This window comes from Serratia sp. Z4 (assembly GCF_009900725.1).
Classification (GTDB): domain Bacteria; phylum Pseudomonadota; class Gammaproteobacteria; order Enterobacterales; family Enterobacteriaceae; genus Serratia; species Serratia nematodiphila.
The window spans coordinates 23,683-49,587 of the sequence record NZ_JAAABD010000008.1; the positions used below are offsets into that span (position 1 = coordinate 23,683).

Below are 25,905 nucleotides of genomic sequence, written 5' to 3' on the forward strand. Positions count from 1 at the left end.
CGGTTTTTTTCACTTCTCTACCTCCAATTTTTATCTGTTTCGTCGGCGAGAAAGCGTTTACTCATGATGTGGCGTCGCGCTTTGCCGCTCGCCGCTCCGCTGCAGCCGTAGGGGCTGGAACGGTCTCATCCGTCATCAACAGAAAAACTGGAAGGTCTTATGAAATTGCTTAATCACCCCACCTGTCGTCCGTTTACCGAAGCGGGCAATCTGTCGCAGATCTCCGCCTACTATGAAGAGGGGCGGCACATCATGTGGATGCTGCTGCGCGCTGCGCCACGCCCCTGCTTCAACCAGGCATTGATTGAAGACATCATGACGCTGGCGCAGGCGGCGAAGGAGTCTTCGCTGCGGTTCGACTTCTGGGTCACCGGCTCGCTGGTGCCGAACATGTTCAACGTCGGCGGCGATCTGCAGTTCTTCGCCGAAGCGATCAAAAACCGCAAGCGCGAGGCGATGATGGCCTACGCGCGCGCCTGCATCGACTGCGTGCATGCGGCGGCGCGCGGTTTCGACACCGGCGCGGTCAGCATTGCGATGGTTGAAGGCAGTGCGCTGGGGGGCGGTTTTGAAGCGGCGCTGGCGCACCATTTCGTATTGGCGCAAAACAATGCGCGCATGGGGTTCCCGGAGATTGCGTTCAACCTGTTTCCCGGCATGGGGGGGTACTCGCTGGTGGCGCGCAAGGCGGGCATGCGCTTGGCTGAGGAGCTGATTTGGGGCGGCGAGTCGCACACCGCAGAGTGGTTCGAGAGCCGCGGGCTGGTAGACCAGCTGTTCCAGCCCGGCGACGCTTACCTGGCGACGCGCACCTTTATCGATACCATCCGGCCGAAGCTCAACGGCATGCGCGCCATGCTGCGGGCGCGTCAGCGCGTGTTGCAGCTGACGCGTTCCGAGCTGATGGACATTACCGAAGATTGGGTGCACTCGGCCTTTACCATTGAGGAAAAAGACCGTGCCTACATCGAGCGACTGGTGATGTTGCAGGATCGCCATACCCTGAACCTGCGTCGTGCCGGCTAACGTTAACGCGCCCGCCTCATGCGGAGGGTGAGCGCGGGCGATAGGACTGCAGCCAATGCTCCAGCTGTTCCGGGAGCATTGGCCGCGCGAACAGAAAGCCCTGTTTTTCGTCCACGCCGACTTCGTCGAGGAAGTGGTTTTCGCTCTCGGTCTCCACCCCTTCGGCGATCACGCGGAAGGCCAACGCCTCCGCCGCCGCGACGATCGCGCGTACCAGCGATTGCGATACCGGATTGAAATTCACCCCGCGCACGAAGCTTTTATCCAGCTTGATGGCGTCCAGAGGAATGCGTGCCAGCTGCGCCAACGACGAATAGCCGGTGCCAAAGTCGTCAAGATGCACCTGCGCGCCCAGTTCGCGCAGCCGGGTGATCAGCGCGCGCGCGCGATTCTCGTCTTCAATCAGGCTGCTTTCGGTCAACTCGAAGTCCAGCAGACAGGGGGCCATGCGGTGACGGTGCAGCACCCCGAGCAGGTCGTTGACGATGCTGTCATCGGCCAGCTGACGGGCAGAGAGGTTGACCGCCACCCGCAGATTCAATCCCCGCTCTTGCCACTGCGCCGCCTGCCCGGCGGCGGTTTGCAGCACCCATTGGCCCAACGGGCCGATCAGACCGGACTCCTCGGCGTAGGAGATGAACTGCAGCGGCGGGATCAGGCCGCGCTCCGGCGAATCCCAGCGCACCAACGCTTCCACGCTGTGCACTTCACCGCTGTGCGCGTCGATTTTAGGCTGGTAATACAGCACCAGCTGATTTTGCTCCAACCCTTTGCGCAGATTGGTGTCCAGCCACATGTACTCGGCGACGCGTTTGTTCATCTCCGGCGAGAAGACGGTATAGGTGCGTTTTCCGTGCTCCTTGGCGACGTACATGGCGGTATCGGCGCTGCGGATCAGGCTGTCGAGATCGTTGCCGTGCTCAGGGCAGAGTGCGATGCCGATCGAACAGCCGGTATACACCTCAATCAGGCCGATGCGAAAAGGGGTCTTCAGCCTGTCGATAATGCGCTGCGCCAGCGTTTGCAGGCGCTCGCGATCGCTTTGTGGCGCCAGCACCAAGAATTCGTCGCCGCCGAGGCGGGCGAGCACTTGATCCGGGCTCAGGCAGCCGAGGATCGCCAGAGCGACCTCGACCAGGAGCCGATCGCCGAACATATGGCCGTAGGCGTCGTTGACCTTTTTGAAGTTGTCGAGATCGAGGTACACCAGGCCGAAACTCTCTTCACCGCGCGTGGCGATGGCGTGATTGATCTTGTCCTGTATGGCGTTACGGTTCGGCAGGCCGGTGATGAGATCGGTGTTGGCCAGCACCCGTAGCCGCTCTTGCGCGCGGCGTTCTTCGGTGATGTCGGTACCGGAGCAGATCAGAAAGACTTCGTTTTTTCCGCTGCCGCTGTGCACGAATTTGTTGCGAAACAGGAACAGCCGTTCACCCTTGACCGTCTTTACCCAGCGTTCCACCTCATAGGACGAACCGTTGCGGAAGAAGCCGGCGATGTTGCGCCGCGAAGCGGCGGCTTCTTCCGGGCTCATAAACAGTTGGAAAACGTTTTTGCCGATCACCTCGTGTTCGTGCAGCCCGGTGTACTCCTCGCTCAGCCGGTTGAAGCGCTGGATGCGGCCGTGCTGATCGACGATCACGATCACCGAGTTGGCTTCGGACACCACCTGTTCGGCGAAGGAGAGGCCGTGCACCAGGTCGCGCGCCACGGATTGGGTGTCGCTGAAGGCGGAAGCGGTGCCCGCCCATTCGAGGTTGTTGACGCGGCGCCCGACCAGATGCAGATGCAGCGGTTCACCGGCTAGCGTAATGGTCAGCTCAAGGCTGGCGGTCACGCCGGTCAGACGGCGGATTTTCGCCGCTTCCATAGCGCTGAGCGCCACCGCGACATGAGCTTTGCCCTTAATAGCGGACAGCTCCAGGGCATTGCTGTCAAACGCCAGCCGCCAGTGGGGGCTTTGGGTGCCGAAGTGAGCGCTAAGAAGCTCAGGGCCTTGGTCTGCGGGCATGACGATTCCTCAAAAGAGCACGGGCGGGCGGCCGGCACAGCGCCGGGCAGCCTGTTGGCCCGAAAGCGATCGCCGTACGCATCTGTGCATCATATAACAGGTTTTCACAGGCGGGGCGGGTGATGGAAACTATTATATAAGCAATGATTAGTTTTGCGGTGTAAACGTCGCCCGGCGGCCGCTTGCCTTAAAGTGTAGGAGAACATCGGATCGTGTGATGCTTAGTGATTTTCCCTGCTATCGGAAAACGGTTGATACAAGGTTGCCGTGCAGGTGAGTAAATTATAGCGGTGAGGGGAAAGCGGAAAAATAACTCCACCGGGGGGATTTTTGCCGAGAAATTAAAATTTCCATCAAATAAACGCCATCTTCATAGTTTTCTCATAATTGGTGAATAAATCCGAGACGGGTTTTAAAAAGTTTACACACCCTCGCATTACTTGAAATTTATCAGCCTATTATTATCTCCGACAACGAATGAGCCTGTTAACGTACAGCGCTCCTGATGAAGAAAATTTTTAAGGAAATGATTATGCGTAAATTGACGGCTTTATTTATTGCTTCCACGCTGGCTCTGGGTTCTGCTTCCGTGGCGTTCGCCGCCGATACGGCGACGGCCCCGGCGGCGGATGCGGCGCCGATGAAAATGATGCATCACAAGGGTGAAGGCAAAGGCGGCCCGTTCGCCGGGCTGAACCTGACCGAGCAGCAGCGCCAGCAGATGCGCGATATCATGAAAGAGTCGCACCAGAAGCGCGGGCCGGGCATGAAAGAGGAGCGCCAGGCGTTGCACAATCTGGTCGCTTCCGACAGCTTTGACGAAGCGAAGGCGAAGGCGCAAATTGACGCGATCGGCAAAGCGCAATCCGAACGCATGCTGGCACGCGCCAAAGCGGAAAATAAAATGTATAACCTGCTGACGCCTGAGCAGAAAAAACAATACAATGAGAATTATCAGAAACGCGAGCAAAAGATGATGGACCACATGAATAAAATGAAGGAGCAGATGCCCTCCGGTCAGTAATATCCGCTCGCGGTGAATAATAAAGGGCCAGACTATTTGTCTGGCCCTTTTTATTTGGCGTTATCACCGGCAGGTTCTGCAGTGAGTGATAATCATTCCCCGCCGACAATGCGCCGGAACTGTTCGGCAACGGCCTGTGCAAAGCGCGGGTCGTTAATATGATAAGGCGTTTTTATCAGCCGGCGTTTGTCGGTGGCGTATACCGTCTCCTCCAGCGCTTGCGTAAAGGCGGCCAGCGCCGCCGGATCCCAGAACGGTTGACCGGGCGCATCCAAAGCCGATACGCCGCCCGCCGGGATAACGAAACGCACTTCGCCCGCGCAGGCGTTGATCTTTTCGCCCATCCAACGCCCCATTAACGCATTCTCCCGCGCGTTGGTGCGTACCAGCGTCACTTGCGGGTTGTGATGGTGACGCAGACGGTTGGCATAGCGAGCCGGCACCGTATTCGGCGCGCCGAAGTTGATCATGTCTATCGCGCCGCAGGAGAGCACGCACGGGATGCCGGTACGCGCAATGGCACCGAAACGATCCGTATTGCAGGGCAGCACACCGCCAAACAGGTAATCGGCCACTTCGGTAGTGGTTAAATCGATGGCGCCGTGCAGTTGGCGGTTATCGATCAGTTTTTCCAACGATCTGCCGCCGCTGCCGGTCGCATGAAACGTCAGACAATCCCATTGTGTTCCCAGTTCGGCAACCAATGCCTGAACGCAGGGCGTGGTGACGCCAAACGTCGTCAGGCCGATCGCGGGTTTGTTATCGTGATAGTCGACGGCGGCGAAGTGCACTGCGCCGGCTATCTGGCGCGCTGCGTTGCTCAGCACCCGTCGCGAGATGCGGTTCAGGCCGGCGAGATCGGTGACCGAATACAGCATGTTGATATCGCTGGCGCCGACATAGGCGGAAACGTCTCCCGCCGCCATGCTCGAGACCATCACTTTCGGCAGGCCGATCGGCAGCTGCTGCATGGCCGGCGTGATGATGGCGGTGCCGCCGGAGCCGCCCAGGCCAAGCAAGGCGGCGATATCGCGGCGCGTCAGGATAAAACGTTCGAAAGCGGTCGCCATGGCGGCGATCGCCTGGCCGCGACTGGCGCAGAAGACCGCGTCGGCGCCCGCCGGATGGTGGCGTGCGACGTCCTCTGGACCGATATCGGCCGGGGAGTCAAACGGCAAGCGACGAGTGGAAAGATCGACGGTTCGCGTGGGTAAATTCAGGGCAGCGATCAGCCGGCGTACATACTCCAGCTCTTGTCCTTTCGTATCTGCTGTGGTAGCAATATAGACAAAATTTGAAGTGTCTTTCATGTATCTTCCTGGGGTGTTTCTAATTTTTATTTAAAAATCATTTTGTTATATTTTTTAGGGTGCCCTGGTGTTGGCGTTTAAATTAAATTGATTAATGTATTTATATAATGAGACGGCAGTATCATTTTTGCAAGGGCAGCTCAGTGCAAAATGGGACTCCTGTCTCATTTTTGAGCTTTTCAACGTGGCCGGCGCTTTGCCGGCAGCCAGTCGACAGAGGCGCATCCTCTGTTGCGCAAGCGTGTGCAGATGCATGAGGTTTATGTGCCGATAGATGCCTTTCCCACCCCGTTTGATCCTTTACTGACTTCCACCCGGGCAAAAACCTACCGTTTGTTGCTGGCCAGCGCGATGACGCTGTATGACGAAGGGGCGTTTCCTTCGATCACCGAACTGGCGGCGCATGCGCAGGTATCGCGTGCGACGGCCTACCGCTATTTTCCGACCCAGAGTGCGCTGATTAGCGCCGTGGTGGCGGAAAGCCTGGGGCCTATTCTGGAATGGCGCCCGCAAGACGATGACGCCCTGAAACGCATCCAGCAGTTGCTGACTTTCGCCTATCCTCAGATGGAGCGGCACGAGGGAGCATTGCGCGCGGCGCTGCAGCTCTCTTTGCAACAGTGGGCGCACGCGACGCCGGGCGAGAAATTCGTGCGCGGCAACCGCAAGCGCCTGTTGGCGCTGGCGGTGGAACCGCTACAGGGCAAACTGCCGCCGGACTCTCTGCAGAGAGTGATTCATGCTTTCTCGCTGATTTACGGCTCGGAGGTGTTTCTGGTGCTGAAAGATATCTGGGGGCTGGAGCTTGAGAGCATTCAGGACGTCACGCAATGGATGGCCAAAGCCATTCTGCGTCAGGCGGAAGAGGACGCGACGAACTGCAAAAAAACATCAGCAGGATAATCCAATTTTTGCCGATGGCCGAGTGAAAAACCAGCATAATTCACTGAGTGAATATTGGCAAAATTTATAATTAAAAGTGATAAAAGACGCCTGTTAAGCACTTTTCAGATGGCCGCACTCTTCATGTCTCCCTGAATTATATTTTTATTTATCAGTAAATTATAATTTATCCCTTCACTTATTATCGCCGTTTCGATACCGGTAAACGTCATTGTCATTTCTTATCGGCACTGGCCTGATTCACCCCTGAAACATTCTCTCCTCCCGTCGAACTGCCGGATGACACATTAAGCGCACTTGAGATTGTTGTGCTTTATTTATTTGGTGTTACCAAACTGTTACACAAAAAATCTTATAAAACATTTGCAAACAACAACGGACGGTATCTGGGATGGAGAAGAAACGTAGAGGAGTCAAATCCGCTCGGGCGGCCTTCGGCTGGCCTGAAATCGGAGTTCATCGCGCACAATGGAGCGCGATGCTGATCTGCCTGACGGCGATTGGCGGGGCGCAGGCCTCCAGCTATATAGAGAACGGCCAGGCGGGCGATCCGGCCAGCTGGCGCAGCAGTGAGTTCAATGCAGAATGGGGGCTGGGGGCGATCCACGCTGACCAGGCCTACGCCGCCGGTTATACCGGAAAAGGCATCAAACTTGGCATTTTCGATCAGCCGGTTTACGCCAAGCACCCGGAGTTCGCCGGTGAGAATAAGGTGATCAATCTGGTTACCAAAGGCATCCGTGAATACACCGATCCCTATATTCCGGTGAAAAAAGGTGATGATTTCCGCTATGACGGCACGCCGAGCGTGGATTCCGATGGCACGCTCGGTTCGCACGGCACCCACGTGGGCGGCATCGCCGCCGGCAGCCGCGACGGCGGCGCCATGCACGGCGTGGCGTTCAACGCGCAGATCATCAGCGCCGAAAACGGCGATCCCGGCCCGGAGGACGGCATCATCCTCGGCAACGACGGCGCAGTGTACCAGGCCGGCTGGGATGCGCTGGTGGCCAGCGGCGCGCGCATCATCAACAACAGCTGGGGTATCGGCATTACCGATAAATTCGCCAAGGGGGGCAAGAATCCCGCTTACCCTCATTTCACCGTCGACGATGCGCAAAAGCAGTTCGATCAGATCAAACAGATCCTGGGCACCAAGCCCGGCGGCGCCTATCAGGGCGCGATCGACGCGGCGCGCAGCGGCGTGGTCACCATCTTCGCTGCCGGTAACGATTACAACCTCAACAACCCGGACGCCATGGCCGGCCTGGCCTATTTCGTGCCGGAGATTGCACCGAACTGGCTGTCGGTCGCCAGCTTGCAGGATCCGACCAATACCGGCGATTACAGCATCAGCACCTTCTCCTCTCGCTGCGGTTATACCGCCAGCTTCTGCGTCTCGGCGCCGGGCACCCGGGTATACAGCTCGGTAATCGAAGGCACCAGCCTAGAGAATCTGACAACCGGCTACGCCAAATACAGCGGCACCTCGATGGCGGCGCCGCACGTGGCCGGCAGCGTCGCGGTGCTGATGGAGCGTTTCCCGTATCTGAGTGGTGCGCAGGTGGCGGAAGTGCTGAAAACCACTGCCACCGATATGGGCGCGCCGGGCATCGACGCGCTCTACGGCTGGGGGATGATCAACCTGGGCAAAGCCATCAACGGCCCGGGCATGTTGGTGACTGCCGAAGATATTCCTGCGGAGTTCCGTATTCCGGATCCGACAGGCGTGGCCTACGGCCCGACCCAGTTTGTGGTGGATCTGCCGGGCGTTGGCGCGGTGCTGGACAAGGGTAAACCGACCGAGCGCGTCTGCAGCGATGTGCTGTGCGGCCTGGATTTCTGGAGCAACGACATCTCCGGCCATGGCGGCCTGACCAAACAGGGTATCGGCACGTTGGTACTGACCGGTAACAACACCTATGCCGGCCCGACGCTGGTTAATCAGGGGCGGCTGGCGATCAACGGCTCGGTCACCTCGGATGTCAGCGTGCAGAACGGCGGCATCGTCGGCGGCAGCGGCACGGTCGGTTCGCTGACCGCCCGCCGCGGCGGCACCGTGGCGCCGGGCAACTCGATCGGCACCCTGAACGTGGCCAGCAACGTCAGCTTCGAGCCGGGTTCGCGCTACGCGGTGGAAGTGGGGCCGAACGGCCAGAGCGATCGGATCCAGAGCAGCGGCTCGGCGACGATCGGCGGCGGCGAGGTGGCGGTCACGCTGGAAAACAGCAGCAACCTGCTGACGCAAAGCGAGGTGCGCAGCCTGCTGGGCCAGCAGTACAACATCCTGACGGCGCAGCAGGGGGTGAGCGGGCAGTTTGACGCGGTGGCGCCGAACTACCTGTTCCTCGGCACCGGGCTGAGCTACCAGCCGAATGGGGTGACGCTGAGCGTCGGGCGCAACGGCACAAGCTTCGCCAGCGTGGCGCAGACGGCGAACGAGCGGGCGGTAGCGGCGGCGGCGGATGCGCTGGCGGCGGGCAACCCGGTCTACGAGAGCATTCTCAACAGCGGCACGGCGGGTGAGGCGCGGCAGGCGTTCCGCCAGCTGTCGGGGCAAATCCATGCGGACATCGCGTCGGCGCTGGTGAACGACAGCCGCTACCTGCGTGAGGCGCTGAACGGGCGCCTGCGTCAGGCGGAAGGGCTGGCGAGCTCGTCGGCCATCAAGGCGGACGAGGACGGCGCCTGGGCGCAGCTGCTGGGGGCGTGGGACCATGCGTCGGGCGACGCCAACGCCACGGGGTATCAGGCCTCGACCTACGGGGTGCTGGTGGGGCTGGACTCGGCGGCGGCGGCCGACTGGCGGCTGGGGGTGGCGACCGGCTACACCCGCACCTCGCTGCACGGCGGGTACGGGTCGAAGGCGGACAGCGACAACTACCACCTGGCGGCGTACGGCGACAAGCAGTTCGGGGCGCTGGCGCTGCGTGGCGGGGCGGGCTACACCTGGCACCGCATCGACACCAAACGGTCGGTGAACTACGGGATGCAGTCGGACCGCGACACGGCGAAGTACAGCGCGCGCACCGAGCAGCTGTTCGCGGAAGCGGGTTACAGCGTGAAGGGTGAGTGGCTGAACCTGGAGCCGTTCGTCAACCTGGCGTACGTGAACTTTGAAAACAACGGCATCGCGGAAAGCGGCGGCGCAGCGGCGCTGCGCGGCGACAAGCAGCATACTGACGCGACGGTGTCGACGCTGGGACTGCGCGCGGACACCGCGTGGCAGGTGAGCCCGGGCACGACGGTGGCGCTGCGCAGCGAGCTGGGGTGGCAACACCAGTACGGCGGGCTGGAGCGTGGCACCGGGCTGCGGTTCAACGGCGGCAACGCGCCGTTCGTGGTGGACAGCGTGCCGGTGTCGCGCGACGGCATGGTGCTGAAGGCGGGGGCGGAAGTGGCGGTGAACGAGAACGCCTCGCTGTCGCTGGGCTACGGCGGGCTGCTGTCGCAGAACCACCAAGACAACAGCGTCAACGCCGGTTTCACCTGGCGCTTCTAAGCAACATCGACTCAATCCTTGTACGGGAACCGTCTGCGGGCGGTTCCTTTTTCACATCCTGCTAATGAGAACCCGGCGCACCTGGGGCGTCGGCCAATAACAAGCAAAAGGTAAGGAAATGACAACAACAATGGGTTTTGACAGCAAAGGAAACGCTCGTCGCTCGCCGTGGCGGCTGAACGCGCTGGTCTGCTGCATGGCGCTGGCGGGGTATGCGCAGGCGGCGCCGCACGAGGTGAATGGCCAAGCCGGCGATCCGGCCAGCTGGCGCAGCGCCGAATTCAACGCCAACTGGGGGCTGGGGGCGATCCACGCCGATGAGGCCTACGCCGCCGGCTACACCGGCAAAGGGCAAAAGGTGGGCATTTTCGACACCCCGGTTAACCGCCATCCCGAGTTCGCCGGCGACGGCAAACTGATCAACGTCGTCACCGAAGGCTATCGCGCCTATACCGATCCGCACCGGCCGGGGATTAACGCCGGCGATCGCTTTTACTTCGACGGCACCTTCCACTTCTACAGCGGTTCACAGGGCATGCTGAGCAATCACGGGGTGCACGTCGCGGGCATCAGCGCGGCGAACCGCGACGGCGTCGGCATGCACGGCGTGGCCTTCGATTCGCAGGTGATCAGCGTCGATAACGACAACGACGGCCCGGCCTACGGCGAATTCCTCGGCCTGGACGGCGCCGTCACCAATGCCGGCTGGCAGGCGATGATCAAGAGCGGCGTGCGGGTGATCAACAACAGCTGGGGCGTCAGTATTCCCGATTTCCTGTCCGACGGCGGCCGCGATCCCAACGCGCTGCACTTTGAGCTGAAGGATGCGCAGGAACAGTTCGATCAGGTCAAACCGCTGCTCGGCAGCCTGGCCGGCGCAGGCTATCAGGGCGCCATCGACGCGGCGCGCAAGAATATTCTGGTGCTGTTCGCCGCTGGTAACGACGGCAACTACAACCAGCCGGATGTGATCAGCGGGCTGGCCTATTTCGTGCCGGACATCGCACCCAACTGGCTGTCGGTCGCCAGCGTGGCGCAGGATGCGACATCGACCAACAGCGTGCCTTACACCATCAGCAGCTTCTCTTCCCGTTGCGGCTATACCGCCAGCTTCTGCGTCTCGTCGCCGGGCAGCAAAATCTACAGCACCGTGGCCAACGGTTCCGATCCGGCCAACCTGGTGTCGGACTACGGCAATAAAAATGGCACCTCGATGGCGACGCCGCACGTCACCGGCGCGGTGGCGGTGTTGCTGCAGCGCTTCCCGTACATGAGCTCGGCGCAGATTGCCGACGTGCTGAAAACCACCGCCACCGACATGGGCGCGCCGGGCATCGACGCGCTCTACGGCTGGGGGATGATCAACCTGGGCAAGGCCATCAACGGCCCGGGCATGTTCTATACCGTTGAAGATATTCCTGCGGAGTTCCGCATTCCGGATCCGACGGGCGTGGCCTACGGCCCGACCCAGTTTGTCGCCAATATTCCGGGTCTGGGCGCCGAGGTGGATGCCGGCACGCTGCACGCCAGAAAGTGTGACGACATCAGTTGCGAGCTGGAAGTCTACTCCAACAACATCTCCGGCCATGGCGGCCTGACCAAAGAAGGGATGGGCACGCTGGTCATGACCGGCGCCAACACCTATGCCGGCCCGACGCTGGTCAATCAGGGGCGGCTGGCGATCAACGGCTCGGTCACCTCGGCCGTCAGCGTGCAGAACGGCGGCATCGTCGGCGGCAGCGGCACGGTCGGTTCGCTGACCGCCCGCCGTGGCGGCACCGTGGCACCGGGCAACTCGATCGGCACCCTGAACGTGGCCGGCAACGTCAGCTTCGAGCCGGGTTCGCGCTACGCGGTGGAAGTGGGGCCGAACGGCCAGAGCGATCGGATCCAGAGCAGCGGAGCGGCGACGATCGGCGGCGGCGAGGTGGCGGTGACGCTGGAGAACAGCAGCAACCTGCTGACGCAAAGCGAGGTGCGCAGCCTGCTGGGCCAGCAGTACACCATCCTGAGTGCGCAGCAGGGGGTGAGCGGGCAGTTTGACGCGGTGGCGCCGAACTACCTGTTCCTCGGCACCGGGCTGAGCTACCAGCCGACCGGGGTGACGCTGAGCGTCGGGCGTAACGGCACGAGCTTCGCCAGCGTGGCGCAGACGCCGAACGAGCGGGCGGTGGCGGCGGCGGCGGATGCGCTGGCGGCGGGCAACCCGGTGTACGAGAGCCTGCTCAACAGCGGCTCGGCGGGCGAGGCGCGGCAGGCGTTCCGCCAGCTGTCGGGGCAAATCCATGCGGACATCGCGTCGGCGCTGGTGAACGACAGCCGCTACCTGCGTGAGGCGCTGAACGGGCGTCTGCGTCAGGCGGAAGGGCTGGCGAGCTCGTCGGCCATCAAGGCGGACGAGGACGGCGCCTGGGCGCAGCTGCTGGGGGCGTGGGACCATGCGTCGGGCGACGCCAACGCCACGGGGTATCAGGCCTCGACCTACGGGGTGCTGGTGGGGCTGGACTCGGCGGCGGCGGCCGACTGGCGGCTGGGGGTGGCGACCGGCTACACCCGCACCTCGCTGCACGGCGGGTACGGGTCGAAGGCGGACAGCGACAACTACCACCTGGCGGCGTACGGCGACAAGCAGTTCGGGGCGCTGGCGCTGCGCGGCGGGGCGGGCTACACCTGGCACCGTATCGACACCAAACGGTCGGTGAACTACGGGATGCAGTCGGACCGCGACACGGCGAAGTACAGCGCGCGCACCGAGCAGCTGTTCGCGGAAGCGGGTTACAGCGTGGAGGGTGAGTGGCTGAACCTGGAGCCGTTCGTCAACCTGGCGTACGTGAACTTTGAAAACAACGGCATCGCGGAAAGCGGCGGCGCAGCGGCGCTGCGCGGCGACAAGCAGCATACCGACGCGACGGTGTCGACGCTGGGGCTGCGCGCGGACACCGCGTGGCAGGTGAGCCCGGGCACGACGGTGGCGCTGCGCAGCGAGCTGGGGTGGCAACACCAGTACGGCGGGCTGGAGCGCGGCACCGGGCTGCGGTTCAACGGCGGCAACGCGCCGTTCGTGGTGGACAGCGTGCCGGTGTCGCGCGACGGCATGGTGCTGAAGGCGGGGGCGGAAGTGGCGGTGAACGAGAACGCCTCGCTGTCGCTGGGCTACGGCGGGCTGCTGTCGCAGAACCATCAGGACAACAGCGTCAACGCCGGTTTCACCTGGCGCTTCTAAGCCAAGCGGTCATTACAAGGGTCAACGGAGCCGGCATGCCGGCTCCGTTTTTATTTGCGGCTGTGGGGTGAGAACGTATGATGGCCGGCTCCAGGGCAATAAAAAACCGGGACCCTGACGGATCCCGGCTTAAAAGTGGGTAAAACAGATTAGCGCTAAAGGCTCAAGCCCCGTTTTGCTTATGCAGTCCAAGCGATGTGAGCATCGTCTCAGTAGCGGCAACGGAACAAATTTTCCCTGGTGTTACTATGGTTATTATTAAAAATCGTGCTGGTGTTATTTTTTATAGTGTATTGCTGTATGTCTCTTTTGATACCATGTTTGACGATACAACATGGTATGTCAAGCAACGTTTTTAACGCATAATTGCATGGGATGCTAGTTTTAGGTGTGGCTTTTTCAGCAGAAATAATCAAAACGACTGATAAATCAGTAAAAAAAATCGAAGGAACAAATGGATAACAATCATCAAAAATTCGATTCACAGTCGATTGCCAATCGGGTCAGGGAGCTGTTTTTACATTACGGGATTGGAAAACGTCAGCATGCCCGCGAACTCAGCCGCATCTTGGATCTGAGTTTTTCACATGCGCACCGCAAATTGAAAGGGCAAAGCCCCTGGACGCTGGAACAGATCAACAGCGTCGCGGCCGCGTTGGGAGAAACGCCGGCGGCGATCGCCGATTTGAGCGCCGAACACGAGACGACCGAGCCAAACATGGCGCGTGATGCCATCTTTTTCGTGGCGGGGGTGGCGATCCCTTGCGTCGGGCACATTGGCGATGAACTTTCTGCCGGGCGGCCGGCGGAGTTTGTGGCGCTGCGTGTGGAGGGGCAATGGCATATCTATCGCGCCGAAGAGGCGCCGGCAGGTCTGCGTTACGGCGTCGAACTGATAGAAATCCGGCCCGGCTACGGCGATGACGAGCGGTTGAGCATCGCGGTATTGGACGATTCGCATCAGGCGGCCGATGAGCTGGCCAAGTACCTCGGCGGCTGCGGTTTCAACGCAGTGGCGTTTTACGATGTCGACAGCTTCTGCCAAGCGTTGCAGCAAAGCCTGTTCGACGGTTACGTGGTGGACTGGCTGATCGGTGAGGAAACGGCGGATCGCTGTATCGCCACCATCCGCGCCTCCGACAACCCGGACGCGCCGGTACTGGTGCTGACCGGCGAACTGGGCACCGACCGACGCGAGTCGGAGATCGCTCAGGCGATGCGCGAGTACGATGTGCTCGGTCCTTATGAAAAACCGGTGCGGCTCCATGTGATCGAAGCCGCACTGCAACGCTGTTTTAATCTTTAGCGGGGAACACCTCGGCCAGTGCGCTCGACAGCGCATCCAGCCGAACCGGTTTCATCAGGTAGTTATCGAACAGGGCGCGCTGATCCGCCGTCAGCTGCTCCGGCGTATAGGCGCTGATGCCGATGATTGGCACATGGCGGTTGGGGCCGCGACGATTGCGCAGCTGCCTGGCCAGGGCGGCGCCGTCGATGCCCGGCATCTGCAGATCCAGCAACAGCGCGTCGTAAGGGCGTCTGAGCAGCTTCTGCAACGCGCGCTCCGGCGAGTCGCACAGTTCGTGCTGGTAACCCAGTTTGTCCAGCAACGCCGCAAAGGCGTCACCCACCGACTTGTTGTCATCCACCACCAGCACCTGCTGCGGCTTTTGCTGCAGGGGGGCATTGGCGGCGGCGGGCTCGTCGGCGCGCTCTTCTTCACTGATCTGCACCGGAATGCTGACGATAAAGGTGCTGCCCTTCTTGATTTCGCTGTACACCGTGATGGTGCCGTTGAGCAGCGTCACCAGGCCGTGTACGATCGCCAACCCCATCCCCACGCCGGCATATTGCTTGGTATGCGACTGATCCAACTGGGTAAAGGGTTTGAAGATCTGATCGAGCTGGTCTTTTTCGATACCGATGCCGGTGTCGGTCACTTCGATAATCAGCGAACTGCCGCCGGGTTGACGGCGCAGGCAGCTGTGCAGCGTAATGCTGCCGCTTTCGGTGTATTTGTAGGCGTTGGTCAGCAGGTTAACGATAATCTGCCGGATGCGCAGCGGATCGGAGTGCACCAACAGGTGGCTGCACTCCACTTCGCAGCTCAGTTTGACCTGCTCTTTGCGGGTCAGGGTGGCGATTTCATTGGCGGTTTCCGCGATCAGCTTCTGCGCGTCGAACGGCACGATGCGCAATTCCATCATGCCGCTGTCGAGGTGCGCGTAGTCGGTCAGATCCTTCATCTGGCTTTCGATTTGCTGCGCGGCGGTCTCCAGCCGCTGGAAAGTGTCCGCATGCTCCGCCGACACCCGGGTGTTCACCAGCACGTCGATGGCCGACATCACGCTCTGCAATGAGGTGCGCAGCTCGTGGCCGATGGCGCCGAGGAAGGCGTTTTTGGTGCGTGTCGCTTTCTCCGCCTCAATGGCCTTGGCCTGCTGGCGAATGGTCAGCCGCTGCTGGCGGAACACGATCAGGGTGATGGCGATCAGCGCGATCACCGAGAACATGACGATCACCAGCCCATAGAAAATGATGTGCCGTTTCTCGATGTAGTCCTCATAGGCGGCGGTGCGCTGCTTCACCTCGGCGTGGTCGGTCAGGTTGGCCATTTCGATGGCGTAAGGCTTGATGGCCTTCATGGCCGCGAAAACCTGGCTGAAGTCGATTTTCGGGTTATCCAGCAGTTTATCGATGCGATCCATCTGCAGGCGCATCTGCTTGACCACTTCCGGGTAGCCCGGCTCGGCGTACAGCGGTTGCGTGGATTCGGAGACGGTTTCCAGCACGTAAAAGCGCGAATAGAGAATTTCGAACCGCAGCCGCAGGTTGTCGCTGTCCACCTGCGCGGCATGGCTTTGCTGCTCGACGAACGTGTCGAACTCCGCCAGCTTGATGGAGAACTTGGCGATCGACCAGGAGTAGTTCTCCTGCGTGCCGGCGATGGCATACAGCCCTTTCTTCGACAGGGTGGCGCTGTAGTAATAGAGCGTGACGGTCGAAGCCACTAAAAACAGCGCGGCAAAGATGGCCGGGATCGCCAGCCTGCTGCCGTTCTTAAAGGTCGTCAGCTTCATTTGATCACGATCCTGTCGACTTGCCAGATAAAGCGCGAGTTGTACAACGGCGAGTTCAGTTCAGGCCCGGCGGCGTCGCGCGGGTAAACCAGGAACAGCGGGCCGAAGTTTCTGAGCTTCAGCATTTCCCCGTCCATCCTGTAGGCCAGGATCATGTTGTACTTCTTGACGTCGGACAGCGGCACGTCGATGTAATAATCGTTCAGCGCGTAGAAAGTCAGCGTCTCGCCCTTGGCGCCGACGCGCTCCAGGATATCGGCCACCGAAATCCCTTCAAATTTTCTCTGCGGCGTCCAGGAGGTGGAGGTGGTGATGCTGCGCACCGGCATCGCCAACAGCTGCTTATCGGTGAACAGATAGCTTTTTTTGACCGGGTCGGTCACGTTGTCGATCTTGCCCGCCACTTCCAGGGTAAAGCTGAGCGCGCTGCTCTGGGCGATAATCAGGGCCACGCAGGCCATCGCAAGGGTTTTGCATAGTTTGAACAGCATCGGCGTTCTCCAGAGGCGCGGGGAGGTTTGTATCAGTCCCGCTAATTTATCAGGCAGAATAATGGCAGAAAAAGCAGGCGGGTGCGAAGGGAATAGTAAACCGCACAAAAAGAACAGTCCTGGGCCGGTCGGCCTGTACGCGTAACCTTTCTCTTCCGTTTGTCAGCCGTTTCGATGCGCTTTCAACAGCTGCGCCAGCTGCGTCAGGCCTGCCGTTAGCTCGTTCGGCGAGGGGGAACCCAGGCACAGGCGAATGCCCGTCGCACGTTCGTCGCGGTCTACCATCACGGTGTCCGGCGGCGTCACCTTTACGTTGGCCAATGCGGCGGCGGCGGCCACAGACTCGGCGGTTTCGCGCGGCATCGGCAGCCAGACATGATAAGCGTCGGGATGCGATACGCATTCGTCGGCATCGAATATCGAGGTGGCCAGATGTACTCTTCGCTGAGCCTCATGGCGCAACGCTTGCGGTATCGTCTCGATCGCGCTGCTGGCCAGCCACTCCTCCACCACAGCGCAAGACAGTGGCGAAGGTGCGAAAGGAAGATCTTGCAAGGCTTCTTCCGCCGCAGCTTGCATGCCGGGCGGCAGAGTCAGCATGCCGATCCGCAATCCCGGGCCGAGCGTTTTCGACAGGCCATTGACATGGAACACCCGCTCGGGCGCCAGAGCCGCGAGCGCAGGCGCCGCTGAATGCCCCAGCGCATACACGCCATCCTCGATGATCCAGACATTCGCCCGCCGGCATATCTCGACGATAGCCTGCCTGCGCTCGGCGCTCATGGTGGCGGTTGTCGGATTATGCAGTGTCGGCGTCAGATAGACCGCGGTATGGCCGGAGGAGACTCGCTCGAGCGCGCTCGCCAGCGCCTGCGGCACTATGCCTTGCGCATCGATCTCCACGCCGATCAGGCGATGGCCTTTACGTCGGGCCAGCGCGATCGCGCCGGGGTAGGTGAGTCTCTCGGTCAGTATCGTGCCGCGTGGCCCGCAGGCCAGGTCAAACGCCAGCGAAATCGCCTGACGGGCATTGCTGGTCAGCGCCAGGTGCGACGGATCGATCGTGACGCCGGCGTTTTCCAGCCAGCGGGCCAACAAACGCCGGTGCTCCAGATGCCCGGTCGGAGGGGAATAGAAGTTCAGATGGTCCACATCCATTTTCCGCGCAATGCCGGCCAGCGTGCGCGCCAGCAAACGATCGGTAAGCATCGCCGGCGGCGCATTGGATGAAAGATCGATTTCGCGTTTTTCACGGGCGCGGCGGATCGCCACGAACATCCCGCGGCCTTTCACGCTGCGCACCAACCCACGCCGCTCCAGGATGGCATAGGCTTTGGTCACCGTGCCCAGACCGATCGCCAATTGCCAGGCGAGCGTACGGTGGGCCGGCAAACGATCGCCCCCTTGCAGCTTGCCCTCGATAATGTCGTCAGCCAACGCCAACACCAGCCGTTCGACGGTAGTGGCTTCCACATTGGCCAGGCGGGGCTGCCAGGGGGATTGAAGCCGCATATTCGCTCTCCGGAGAAAGAATATAGTGTCACGTGACACTATTTAAATAGGCGAAAAGTGTAACACATACTATGTTGGTGAGGAGTCCCGGCGTTTTCAACTACGGCTCGGCCGTAAGGCGGGTCAGCGGAGTTTTTCCATGATGGTCAGTCAGCTTGCGTTGGTTTACGGCGCCTATCTCCTCGCAACTGCCAGCCCCGGCCCCAGCAACATGGCGATCATGGGCGTGGCGATGCGTGACGGCCGCAGGCCCGCGTTGGTGCTGGCCGCTGGGGTGGTGACCGGATCGCTGTGCTGGGCGATGTTGGCCGCGACCGGCCTTTCCGCCGTGTTGGCCACGTATGCGCAGGCGCTGTGGACCATCAAGATCGTTGGCGGCGTGTATATGCTGTATCTGGCGCTGCGCGCCGGCCGATCCGCATTACGGGCGTCTCCCGTTACGACAGGCATAGCGGCAGGGGATAGCGCGCGATCTTATCAGAGGTTGTATCGGCAGGGCGTGCTGATGCATCTCGGCAATCCCAAGGCCATCATGTCCTGGATGGCGATCATGTCGCTGGGATTGCGGCAAGGCGCGCCTGAGCAGGTTTTACCGGCAATTATTGGCGGTTGCGCGCTGCTCGGCGTGACGATTTTCGGGGGGTATGCCCTGCTGTTCTCAACGTCGCCGATGATCGCGTTTTACACCCGGGTGAGGCGCTGGATTGAAGGAACGCTTGCGCTGCTGTTCGCTTTGGCGGGCCTGGAGCTGTTGATATCGCGGGGGTAATGAACGCCCGGCGTTAACCTGAGGAGAGAAGCGATGGTTTTTGGCATGCAGATGGTGGATGTCTTTGGCGCCGGGCCACTCGCCGGCAATCCGTTGGCGGTGATTACGGGCGCCGGAGCGTTGTCTACGGAGGACATGCAGCGCTTGACGCGTTGGTTCAACCTGTCGGAAACGGCCTTTTTACTGCCGCCTATGCACTCACAGGCGGATTACCGGGTGCGAATATTCACGCTGGATCGTGAAATGCCGTTTGCCGGGCACCCGACGCTCGGCAGTTGCCATGCCTGGCTCACTGCGGGCGGTACGCCGCGTAATGACGCGGAGATCATCCAGGAGTGCGGGGCGGGCTTGGTGAGCATTCGCCGCGAGGGCGGACGGCTGTGTTTTGCCGCGCCGCCGTTGATTCGCTCCGGGGCGCCGTCAGAAGCGGCGTTGGCCGACGCGCTGCGGTTTTTGGGGATCGCGCCTGAGGAGGCGCTCGATGCCGCCTGGATCGATAACGGTCCGGGGTGGCTGGGGATCCGGCTGGCCAGCGCCGAGCGGGTGCTTTCCCTGACGCCGGCGAGAAGCTGGCCGCGCAGAGTGGACATTGGCGTCGTCGGCCCACATGCCGATGGTGACGCAGCCTTCGAGGTGCGCGCTTTTTTGAGCGATCACCTTGGCGCTATCGTCGAAGATCCGGTCACCGGCAGCCTCAATGCCTCGCTGGCTCAGTGGCTGTTTGCAAGCGGCGTGGTCAGCGGCGGCTATATCGCCGCTCAGGGCCGCTGCCGTGGGCGCAACGGGCGCGTGCATGTCACCCGCGACGAGAGCGGCCGGATTTGGGTGGGGGGCAATACGCGCACTCAGGTCGAAGGTCGGCTGCATGGGATTGGCACGGCGTAGAACACGCCGCTGCACCCGCGTGCGGCTGAACGGAATATCGATTTTCATCCGATAAGGAGTGAACAGTATGTCTGCAACGGCCATCGATACCTTGAAAATGTTGGTGCGTTACAAAGCCTGGGCGAATGCCTTGACCTTTGACTGCGTGGCGGCCTTGCCGGAGGGCGAAGCGCTGCGGCCGCGCCCGACCCGTTTCGGCAATATGGTGCATACCTTGAATCACGTGTACGTGGTGGACGATATCTTCAGGCACCATCTGCAAGGCCGCAAGCATGGCTACCTCGCGCGCAACACCGAGCAAACTCCTGCGCTTGACTCTCTGCGGTGTGCGGTGGAGGAAATGGACCGCTGGTATATCGAACAGGTGGACAACTGGTCGCCCGAGGCGCTGGCGCAGGTGGTGCATTTCGAGTTCGTCGGCGGGGGGGAAGGCCGCATGACGCGCCAGGAAATCGTGCTGCATGTCGTCAACCACGCGACCTATCATCGCGGTTTTGTCGGCGATATGCTCTATCAGGTGCCCTTTGCTGCACCGGCGAACGATTTGCCGGTGTTTCTTCGCGATCATTACCGCCGGGCGCCGTGAGGCGAGCGGGATAAATAAAAAAGCCAGACACTTTCGCGCCTGGCCTGTTACGCGCCGGAACCCGGCGAAGTTGCGCCTCAGCGCATGGTGACGAACTCTTCCGCCGCAGTCGGGTGGATCGCCACGGTGTTGTCGAAGTCCTTCTTGGTGGCGCCCATCTTCACCGCCACCGCGAAGCCCTGCAGGATCTCGTCCATGCCGAAGCCGATGCCGTGCAGGCCGACGATTTTCTCTTCTTTACCCGCGCACACCAGCTTCATGCGGCACGGCTGGCGGTGCTGCGTCACGGCGCTGTACATGGCGGTGAAGGAGGATTTGTACACCTTCACGTTGTCCGCGCCGAACTTCTCGATGGCTTCCGGCTCGGTCAGGCCGACGGTGCCGATCGGCGGGTGGCTGAACACCACGGTGGCGATGTTGCTGTAGTCCAGGTGTTCGTCCGGCTTGTTGTTGAACAGGCGCTCGGACAGACGGCGGCCGGCGGCCACGGCGACCGGGGTCAGCTCTACCGCGCCGGTGTTGTCACCCACCGCGTAGATGCCTTTGACGTTGGTGTTCTGGAACTTATCGACGTCGATGTAGCCTTTCTCATTGGTTTTCACCCCGGTAACGCCGAGGTTCAGGTTGTCGGTCGCCGGTTCGCGGCCGATGGCCCAGATCAGGCAGTCGACGGTGAATGCTTTGCCGTTTTCCAGCTGCAGCGTCAGGCTGCCGTCGGCGTTCTTGACGATCGCTTTCGGCACCGATTCGGTGTGCAGGCTCGGCCCTTCGGTGTTCATCACTTCCACCAGGGTTTCGACGATCATCGGATCGAAGCTGCGCAGCGGCGCGTGCTTGCGCACGAACAGGTGCGTTTCCGCGCCCAGCGCGTTCAGCACGCCGGCGATTTCCACGGCGATATAGCCGGCGCCCACCACGGCGACGCGTTTCGGCATGGCGTCCAACTCAAAGAAGCCGTCGGAGTCGATGCCGTATTCGGCGCCCGGAATAGCCGGATGGCTCGGGCGGCCGCCGGTGGCGATCAGGATGTGATCGGCGGTGATGGTCTCGCCGTTCACTTCCACGGTGTGCGCATCCACGAAGCGCGCGAAGCCTTTGATCACGTCGACCTTGTTCTTGCCCAGCACGTTATCGTAGGAGTTGTGGATGCGATCGATATAGGCGGTGCGGTTGGCGACCAACTTTTTCCAGTCGAAGGCGTTGACGGTGGTGTCGAAGCCGTAGTCCGGGCCGTACTGATGGATAGCCTCGGCGATTTGCGCCGCGTGCCACATGACTTTTTTCGGTACACAACCCACGTTTACACAGGTGCCGCCCAGCTCTTTGGCTTCAATCAGCGCACACTTTTGGCCGTACATGGCTGCCCGGTTGATCGATGCGATACCGCCGCTGCCGCCGCCAATTGCTAGATAATCGTAATGTTTCGTCATCTGGGATTTCCATGAGTTGTGAATTTGAAGAGGGTAAGAGTTTAACGCCTGACCGGGGTTTGTCGCAAAGATTGCGTCGATGGCTGCGATAGGTGGACGCAGGGCGCGGCAAACCGCGCCCTGATGGGGTTTATTCCGGTACCACCCAGTTCACCAGATGGTGACCGATGCCCGACGGCACCAGCACCTTGTGCAGCCACGGCAGCACGTTCTTCATCTGCTGTTCCAGCTTCCACGGCGGGTTGATGACGATCATGCCGGAGGCGGTCATGCCGCGCTGATCGCTGTCGGGTTTCACCGCCAGCTCGATCTGCAGGATGCGGCGAATGCCGGTGGCTTCCAGATCGCGCAGCATGCGTTTGATCTGCTGGCGCATGACCACCGGGTACCACAGCGCGTAGGTGCCGGTGGCGAAACGCTTGTAGCCTTCCTGAATGCCTTTGACCACGTCCTGGTAATCGGTCTTCATTTCATACGGCGGATCCATCAGGATCAGGCCGCGGCGCGACAGGGGCGGCAGCTGGGATTTCAGCTGCTGATAGCCGTCGGCGCGCTGCACTTTGGCGCGCTCGTCTTTCTGGAATTCGCTGCGCAGCAGCGGGTAGTCGCTCGGGTGCAGCTCGGTCAGGTGGATTTTGTCCTGCGGGCGCAGCAGCTGGCGGGCGATCAGCGGCGAGCCGGGATAATAGCGCAGCGTGCCGGAACGGTTGAAGTTGTGCACCACGCTCATGTAGGCCGCCAGCTCTTCCGGCAGATCGTCGCGTTGCCACAGCAAACCGATGCCTTCCAGGTATTCGCCGGTGCGCTCGGCGTGTTCGCCGCTGAGCTGATAACGGCCCGCGCCCGAGTGGGTATCCAGATACAGGAACGGCTTCTCTTTTTCCTTCAGCGACTCGATGATCAGGCTCTGAACGGTGTGCTTGAGCACGTCGGCGTGGTTGCCGGCGTGGAAACTGTGGCGATAACTTAACATGACGGGTGGCGGTTCCTTGTGCTCCGCAGGCGGAGCATTCAATGCAATAAGGCTTATAATCTGCACAGTATAAACTGTCTGGCCGGGAAAAACCGGACTCCGTTGCCGCAGACGTTAACAGAAAGGGACAGGACGATGAGCAAACAGGCGATTTTGGCGAATTACCCCGACGCGGCGCGCTGGGCATTCGGCGACGGCCCCGCGTTAGCCGACGAACTGCTGGGATTGGTGCTGAGCGGGGATAAAACCGCCACCTGCAGTTCCTATGCGAGCTATCGTCGGGAACAAACCCCGCGGATCGGCGATTACAGCATCGTTCTCGATGGCCGCGGCGAACCGGCCTGCGTGATCAGAACCCTGGCGCTGTGCCTGGTGCGCTACGATCGGGTGACCGCCGAGATGGCGGCCAAAGAGGGTGAAGGCGACAAAAGCCTGGCGTTTTGGCGCCAGGGGCATCAAGAGTTCTTTACCCGCGAGGGCACTTTTGCGCCGGACATGTGGCTGGTGTTCGAAGAGTTCGAATGGGTTGAAACGCTGTGAATCACAAGGAGAAAGGATGAGCTGCATTTTTTGCGACATCGTGGCGGGCAAGGCGCCGTGCCATAAAATCTGGGAAGACGACGACCATCTGGCGTTCCTGTCCATCTTTCCCAATACCGACGGTTTCAGCGTGGTGATCCCCAAGGCGCACCACCCGAGCTACGCGTTTGATCTGCCGGACGAGGTGCTGAGCGCGTTGATGCTGGCGACCAAGCGGGTGGCGAAGCAGCTGGATCGCGCGTTCGACGACGTCGGCCGCTGCGGCATGGTGTTCGAGGGCTACGGCGTCGACCACGTGCACGCCAAACTGATCCCGCTGCACGGCACCGCATCGCTGGAACAGTGGCGGCCGATCGAATCGACCTCGCCGAAGTTTTTCGAACGTTATGAGGGCTATATCTCCTCCCACGACGCCGCGCGCGCCGACGACGAACAGCTGGCGGCGCTGGCCGCCCGCATCCGCCAAAGCGCCGTTTAAGGCACGAACGATCAACGCCGGGCATTGATTTTCCTGTTGTCTGGCTCCATGTTAGAGATTCATACGCATTTTAAGGCTCGCCCGTGCGGCGGGCCCAACGCTAATCAGGACTGCCCTATGACAAATCCGTTGCTGACCCCGTTTTCCCTGCCGCCTTTCTCGGCGATCCGCCCTGAAGATATCGTGCCAGCGGTGCAATCCGCGCTGGCGGACTGCCGCGCTGCGGTAGAGCGCGTGGTCGCGCAGCCGGGCCCGTTCACCTGGGACAATCTGTGTCAGCCGTTGGCGGAGTCGGACGATCGCCTGTCGCGCATCTGGTCGCCGATCGGGCACCTGAACTCGGTGAAAAACAGCCCGGAGCTGCGCGCCGCCTATGAGCAGGCGCTGCCGCTGCTGTCCGAGTACGGCACCTGGGTCGGCCAGCACGAAGGGCTGTACCAGGCCTACCGCAGCCTGAAAGAGGGCGCGGCGTTCGAGGCGTTGAGCGTGCCGCAGCGCAAGGCGGTGGATAACGCGCTGCGCGATTTCGAACTGTCGGGCATCGGCCTGTCGGCGGACAAACAGCAGCGCTACGGCGAGATCGTCGCGCGCCTGTCCGAACTGGGTTCCACCTACAGCAATAACGTGCTCGACGCCACCATGGGCTGGAGCAAACTGATTACCGACGAAGCCGAGCTGAGCGGCCTGCCGGAAAGCGCTCTGGCGCAGGCGCAGGCGATGGCGCAGGCCAAAGAGCAAGACGGCTGGTTGCTGACGCTGGACATGCCGAGCTACCTGCCGGTGCTGACCTACGCCGACAACCGCGCGCTGCGCGAAGAGATGTACCGCGCCTTCGCTACCCGCGCCTCCGATCAGGGGCCGAACGCCGGCAAATGGGACAACAGCGAAGTGATGGCGGAAACGCTGGCGCTGCGCCACGAGCTGGCTCAGCTGCTGGGCTTCGATACCTACGCCGACAAGTCGCTGGCGACCAAAATGGCGGAGAGCCCGGAGCAGGTGATCGGCTTCCTGAGCGATCTGGCCAAGCGCGCCCGCCCGCAGGCCGAGCAAGAGCTGGCGCAGCTGCGCGCCTTCGCCAAACAGCACTATGGCGTGGACGAGCTCGAAGCCTGGGACATCACCTATTACGGCGAAAAACAGAAACAGCACCTGTTCTCCATCAGCGACGAGCAGCTGCGCCCGTACTTCCCGGAGCAGCGGGTGGTGGAAGGGCTGTTCGAAGTGGTGAAACGCATCTACGGCATCACCGCCAAAGAACGTAAAGACGTGGAAACCTGGCATCCGGACGTGCGCTTCTTCGATCTGTTCGCCGCCGACGGCGAGCTGCGCGGCAGTTTCTACCTCGATCTGTACGCCCGCGAAAACAAACGCGGCGGCGCCTGGATGGACGACTGTGTCGGCAGCCTGCGCAAGGCCGACGGCACGTTGCAAAAACCGGTCGCTTACCTGACTTGCAACTTCAACCGCCCGTTGGGCGACCAGCCGGCGCTGTTCACCCATAACGAAGTGACCACGCTGTTCCACGAATTCGGCCACGGTCTGCATCACATGCTGACGCAGATCGATACCGCCGGCGTCTCCGGCATCAACGGGGTGCCGTGGGATGCGGTCGAGCTGCCGAGCCAGTTTATGGAAAACTGGTGCTGGGAGCCGGAAGCGCTGGCGTTTATCTCCGGCCACTACCAGAGCGGCGAGCCGCTGCCGAAGGAAATGCTCGACAAGCTGCTGGCGGCCAAGAATTACCAGGCGGCGCTGTTTATCCTGCGCCAGCTGGAGTTCGGCCTGTTCGATTTCCGCATGCACTTCGAATACAGCCCGGAAAAAGGGGCGCAGATCCTGCCGACGCTGGCGGAAGTGAAGAAAATGGTGGCGGTGGTGCCTTCACCGAGCTGGGGCCGCTTCCCGCACACCTTCAGCCACATCTTTGCCGGCGGCTACGCGGCGGGTTACTACAGCTACCTGTGGGCGGAAGTGCTGTCGGCCGACGCCTACTCGCGCTTCGAAGAAGAGGGGATATTCAACGCCGAGACCGGCAAATCCTTCCTCGACAACATCCTGTCGCGCGGCGGTTCGGAAGAGCCGATGGCGCTGTTCAAACGCTTCCGTGGCCGCGAGCCGCAGCTGGATGCTATGCTGCGCCATTACGGCATTAAAGGATAACC

General features: G+C 61.2%; 19 protein-coding genes. 12 read left to right on the top strand and 7 right to left on the bottom strand.

The window, feature by feature from the left end:
• Positions 1–159 precede the first annotated feature (159 nt).
• Positions 160–1,026, top strand: coding sequence for a crotonase/enoyl-CoA hydratase family protein (locus GT753_RS21390; RefSeq protein WP_004929989.1), 867 nt, complete (start codon positions 160–162; stop codon positions 1,024–1,026).
• A 16-nt stretch (positions 1,027–1,042) separates the two neighbouring features.
• Here the strand turns inward: GT753_RS21390 and pdeR are convergent, their stop codons facing one another.
• Entirely contained in the window at positions 1,043–3,037 is a 1,995-nt protein-coding gene (gene pdeR, locus GT753_RS21395) for a cyclic di-GMP phosphodiesterase (RefSeq protein WP_021505223.1), read from the bottom strand.
• 532 nt (positions 3,038–3,569) lie between these two features.
• Here pdeR and spy point away from each other — a divergent pair.
• Positions 3,570–4,061, top strand: a complete 492-nt coding sequence (gene spy, locus GT753_RS21400; RefSeq protein ID WP_031300317.1) for an ATP-independent periplasmic protein-refolding chaperone Spy — start codon at positions 3,570–3,572, stop codon at positions 4,059–4,061.
• A gap of 92 nt (positions 4,062–4,153) precedes the next feature.
• On the opposite strand, the gene GT753_RS21405 is transcribed toward spy, so the two are convergent.
• The gene (locus tag GT753_RS21405) at positions 4,154–5,371 is read right to left on the bottom strand and encodes a Tm-1-like ATP-binding domain-containing protein (RefSeq protein WP_075685507.1); all 1,218 of its coding nucleotides are present in this window, start codon (positions 5,369–5,371) and stop codon (positions 4,154–4,156) included.
• A 249-nt stretch (positions 5,372–5,620) separates the two neighbouring features.
• On the opposite strand from GT753_RS21405, the gene GT753_RS21410 reads away from it, so the two are divergent.
• The 4 genes from GT753_RS21410 to GT753_RS21425 all read left to right on the top strand — a co-directional run bounded on the left by GT753_RS21410 (position 5,621) and on the right by GT753_RS21425 (position 14,305).
• Positions 5,621–6,274 carry a TetR/AcrR family transcriptional regulator gene (locus GT753_RS21410; RefSeq protein ID WP_103086377.1) on the top strand — a complete coding sequence of 218 codons (654 nt, stop codon included), beginning with the start codon at positions 5,621–5,623 and terminating at the stop codon, positions 6,272–6,274.
• A 478-nt stretch (positions 6,275–6,752) separates the two neighbouring features.
• The gene (locus tag GT753_RS21415) at positions 6,753–9,776 is read left to right on the top strand and encodes an autotransporter serine protease (protein ID WP_160125933.1); all 3,024 of its coding nucleotides are present in this window, start codon (positions 6,753–6,755) and stop codon (positions 9,774–9,776) included.
• Positions 9,777–9,894: 118 nt separating this feature from the next.
• On the top strand, positions 9,895–12,999 hold the full coding sequence (locus tag GT753_RS21420) for an autotransporter outer membrane beta-barrel domain-containing protein (protein WP_371732197.1): 3,105 nt from the start codon (positions 9,895–9,897) through the stop codon (positions 12,997–12,999).
• Positions 13,000–13,453: 454 nt separating this feature from the next.
• On the top strand, positions 13,454–14,305 hold the full coding sequence (locus tag GT753_RS21425; RefSeq protein ID WP_015379379.1) for a helix-turn-helix domain-containing protein: 852 nt from the start codon (positions 13,454–13,456) through the stop codon (positions 14,303–14,305).
• On the opposite strand, the gene GT753_RS21430 is transcribed toward GT753_RS21425, so the two are convergent.
• The 3 genes from GT753_RS21430 to GT753_RS21440 form a co-directional block, all read right to left on the bottom strand.
• Positions 14,295–16,079, bottom strand: a complete 1,785-nt coding sequence (locus tag GT753_RS21430; protein WP_015379378.1) for an ATP-binding protein — start codon at positions 16,077–16,079, stop codon at positions 14,295–14,297. The two genes, GT753_RS21425 and GT753_RS21430, sit on opposite strands and share 11 nt — an antisense overlap.
• Positions 16,076–16,570 carry a molybdopterin-dependent oxidoreductase gene (locus GT753_RS21435; RefSeq protein ID WP_004931017.1) on the bottom strand — a complete coding sequence of 165 codons (495 nt, stop codon included), beginning with the start codon at positions 16,568–16,570 and terminating at the stop codon, positions 16,076–16,078. The genes GT753_RS21430 and GT753_RS21435 overlap by 4 nt, the downstream gene beginning before the upstream one ends.
• A gap of 162 nt (positions 16,571–16,732) precedes the next feature.
• Positions 16,733–18,082: a PLP-dependent aminotransferase family protein gene (locus GT753_RS21440; protein ID WP_160125934.1), complete on the bottom strand. Its 1,350-nt coding sequence runs from the start codon at positions 18,080–18,082 to the stop codon at positions 16,733–16,735.
• Between the two features lie 139 nt (positions 18,083–18,221).
• Between GT753_RS21440 and GT753_RS21445 the strand changes: the two genes are divergently transcribed.
• The 3 genes from GT753_RS21445 to GT753_RS21455 all read left to right on the top strand — a co-directional run bounded on the left by GT753_RS21445 (position 18,222) and on the right by GT753_RS21455 (position 20,322).
• Complete coding sequence (locus tag GT753_RS21445; protein WP_044030069.1) at positions 18,222–18,851, top strand: LysE family translocator; 630 nt, start codon at positions 18,222–18,224, stop codon at positions 18,849–18,851.
• A gap of 51 nt (positions 18,852–18,902) precedes the next feature.
• Positions 18,903–19,736 (top strand): PhzF family phenazine biosynthesis protein, encoded by an 834-nt coding sequence (locus tag GT753_RS21450; RefSeq protein ID WP_242141594.1) that lies wholly within the window; start codon positions 18,903–18,905, stop codon positions 19,734–19,736.
• Positions 19,737–19,803: 67 nt separating this feature from the next.
• Positions 19,804–20,322 carry a DinB family protein gene (locus tag GT753_RS21455; RefSeq protein ID WP_074469419.1) on the top strand — a complete coding sequence of 173 codons (519 nt, stop codon included), beginning with the start codon at positions 19,804–19,806 and terminating at the stop codon, positions 20,320–20,322.
• A 77-nt stretch (positions 20,323–20,399) separates the two neighbouring features.
• Here the strand turns inward: GT753_RS21455 and gorA are convergent, their stop codons facing one another.
• Together gorA and GT753_RS21465 are read right to left on the bottom strand one after the other, a co-directional pair.
• Positions 20,400–21,752, bottom strand: a complete 1,353-nt coding sequence (gorA, locus tag GT753_RS21460) for a glutathione-disulfide reductase (protein WP_021505213.1) — start codon at positions 21,750–21,752, stop codon at positions 20,400–20,402.
• A gap of 130 nt (positions 21,753–21,882) precedes the next feature.
• Positions 21,883–22,725, bottom strand: a complete 843-nt coding sequence (locus tag GT753_RS21465; protein ID WP_004931012.1) for a 23S rRNA (adenine(2030)-N(6))-methyltransferase RlmJ — start codon at positions 22,723–22,725, stop codon at positions 21,883–21,885.
• A gap of 135 nt (positions 22,726–22,860) precedes the next feature.
• On the opposite strand from GT753_RS21465, the gene GT753_RS21470 reads away from it, so the two are divergent.
• From GT753_RS21470 to prlC, 3 genes are all read left to right on the top strand, one after another.
• Positions 22,861–23,265 (top strand): ASCH domain-containing protein, encoded by a 405-nt coding sequence (locus tag GT753_RS21470; protein ID WP_160125935.1) that lies wholly within the window; start codon positions 22,861–22,863, stop codon positions 23,263–23,265.
• A 16-nt stretch (positions 23,266–23,281) separates the two neighbouring features.
• Complete coding sequence (locus GT753_RS21475) at positions 23,282–23,743, top strand: HIT family protein (RefSeq protein ID WP_015379372.1); 462 nt, start codon at positions 23,282–23,284, stop codon at positions 23,741–23,743.
• A gap of 117 nt (positions 23,744–23,860) precedes the next feature.
• On the top strand, positions 23,861–25,903 hold the full coding sequence (gene prlC / locus GT753_RS21480) for an oligopeptidase A (RefSeq protein ID WP_160125936.1): 2,043 nt from the start codon (positions 23,861–23,863) through the stop codon (positions 25,901–25,903).
• Positions 25,904–25,905: the final 2 nt, after the last annotated feature.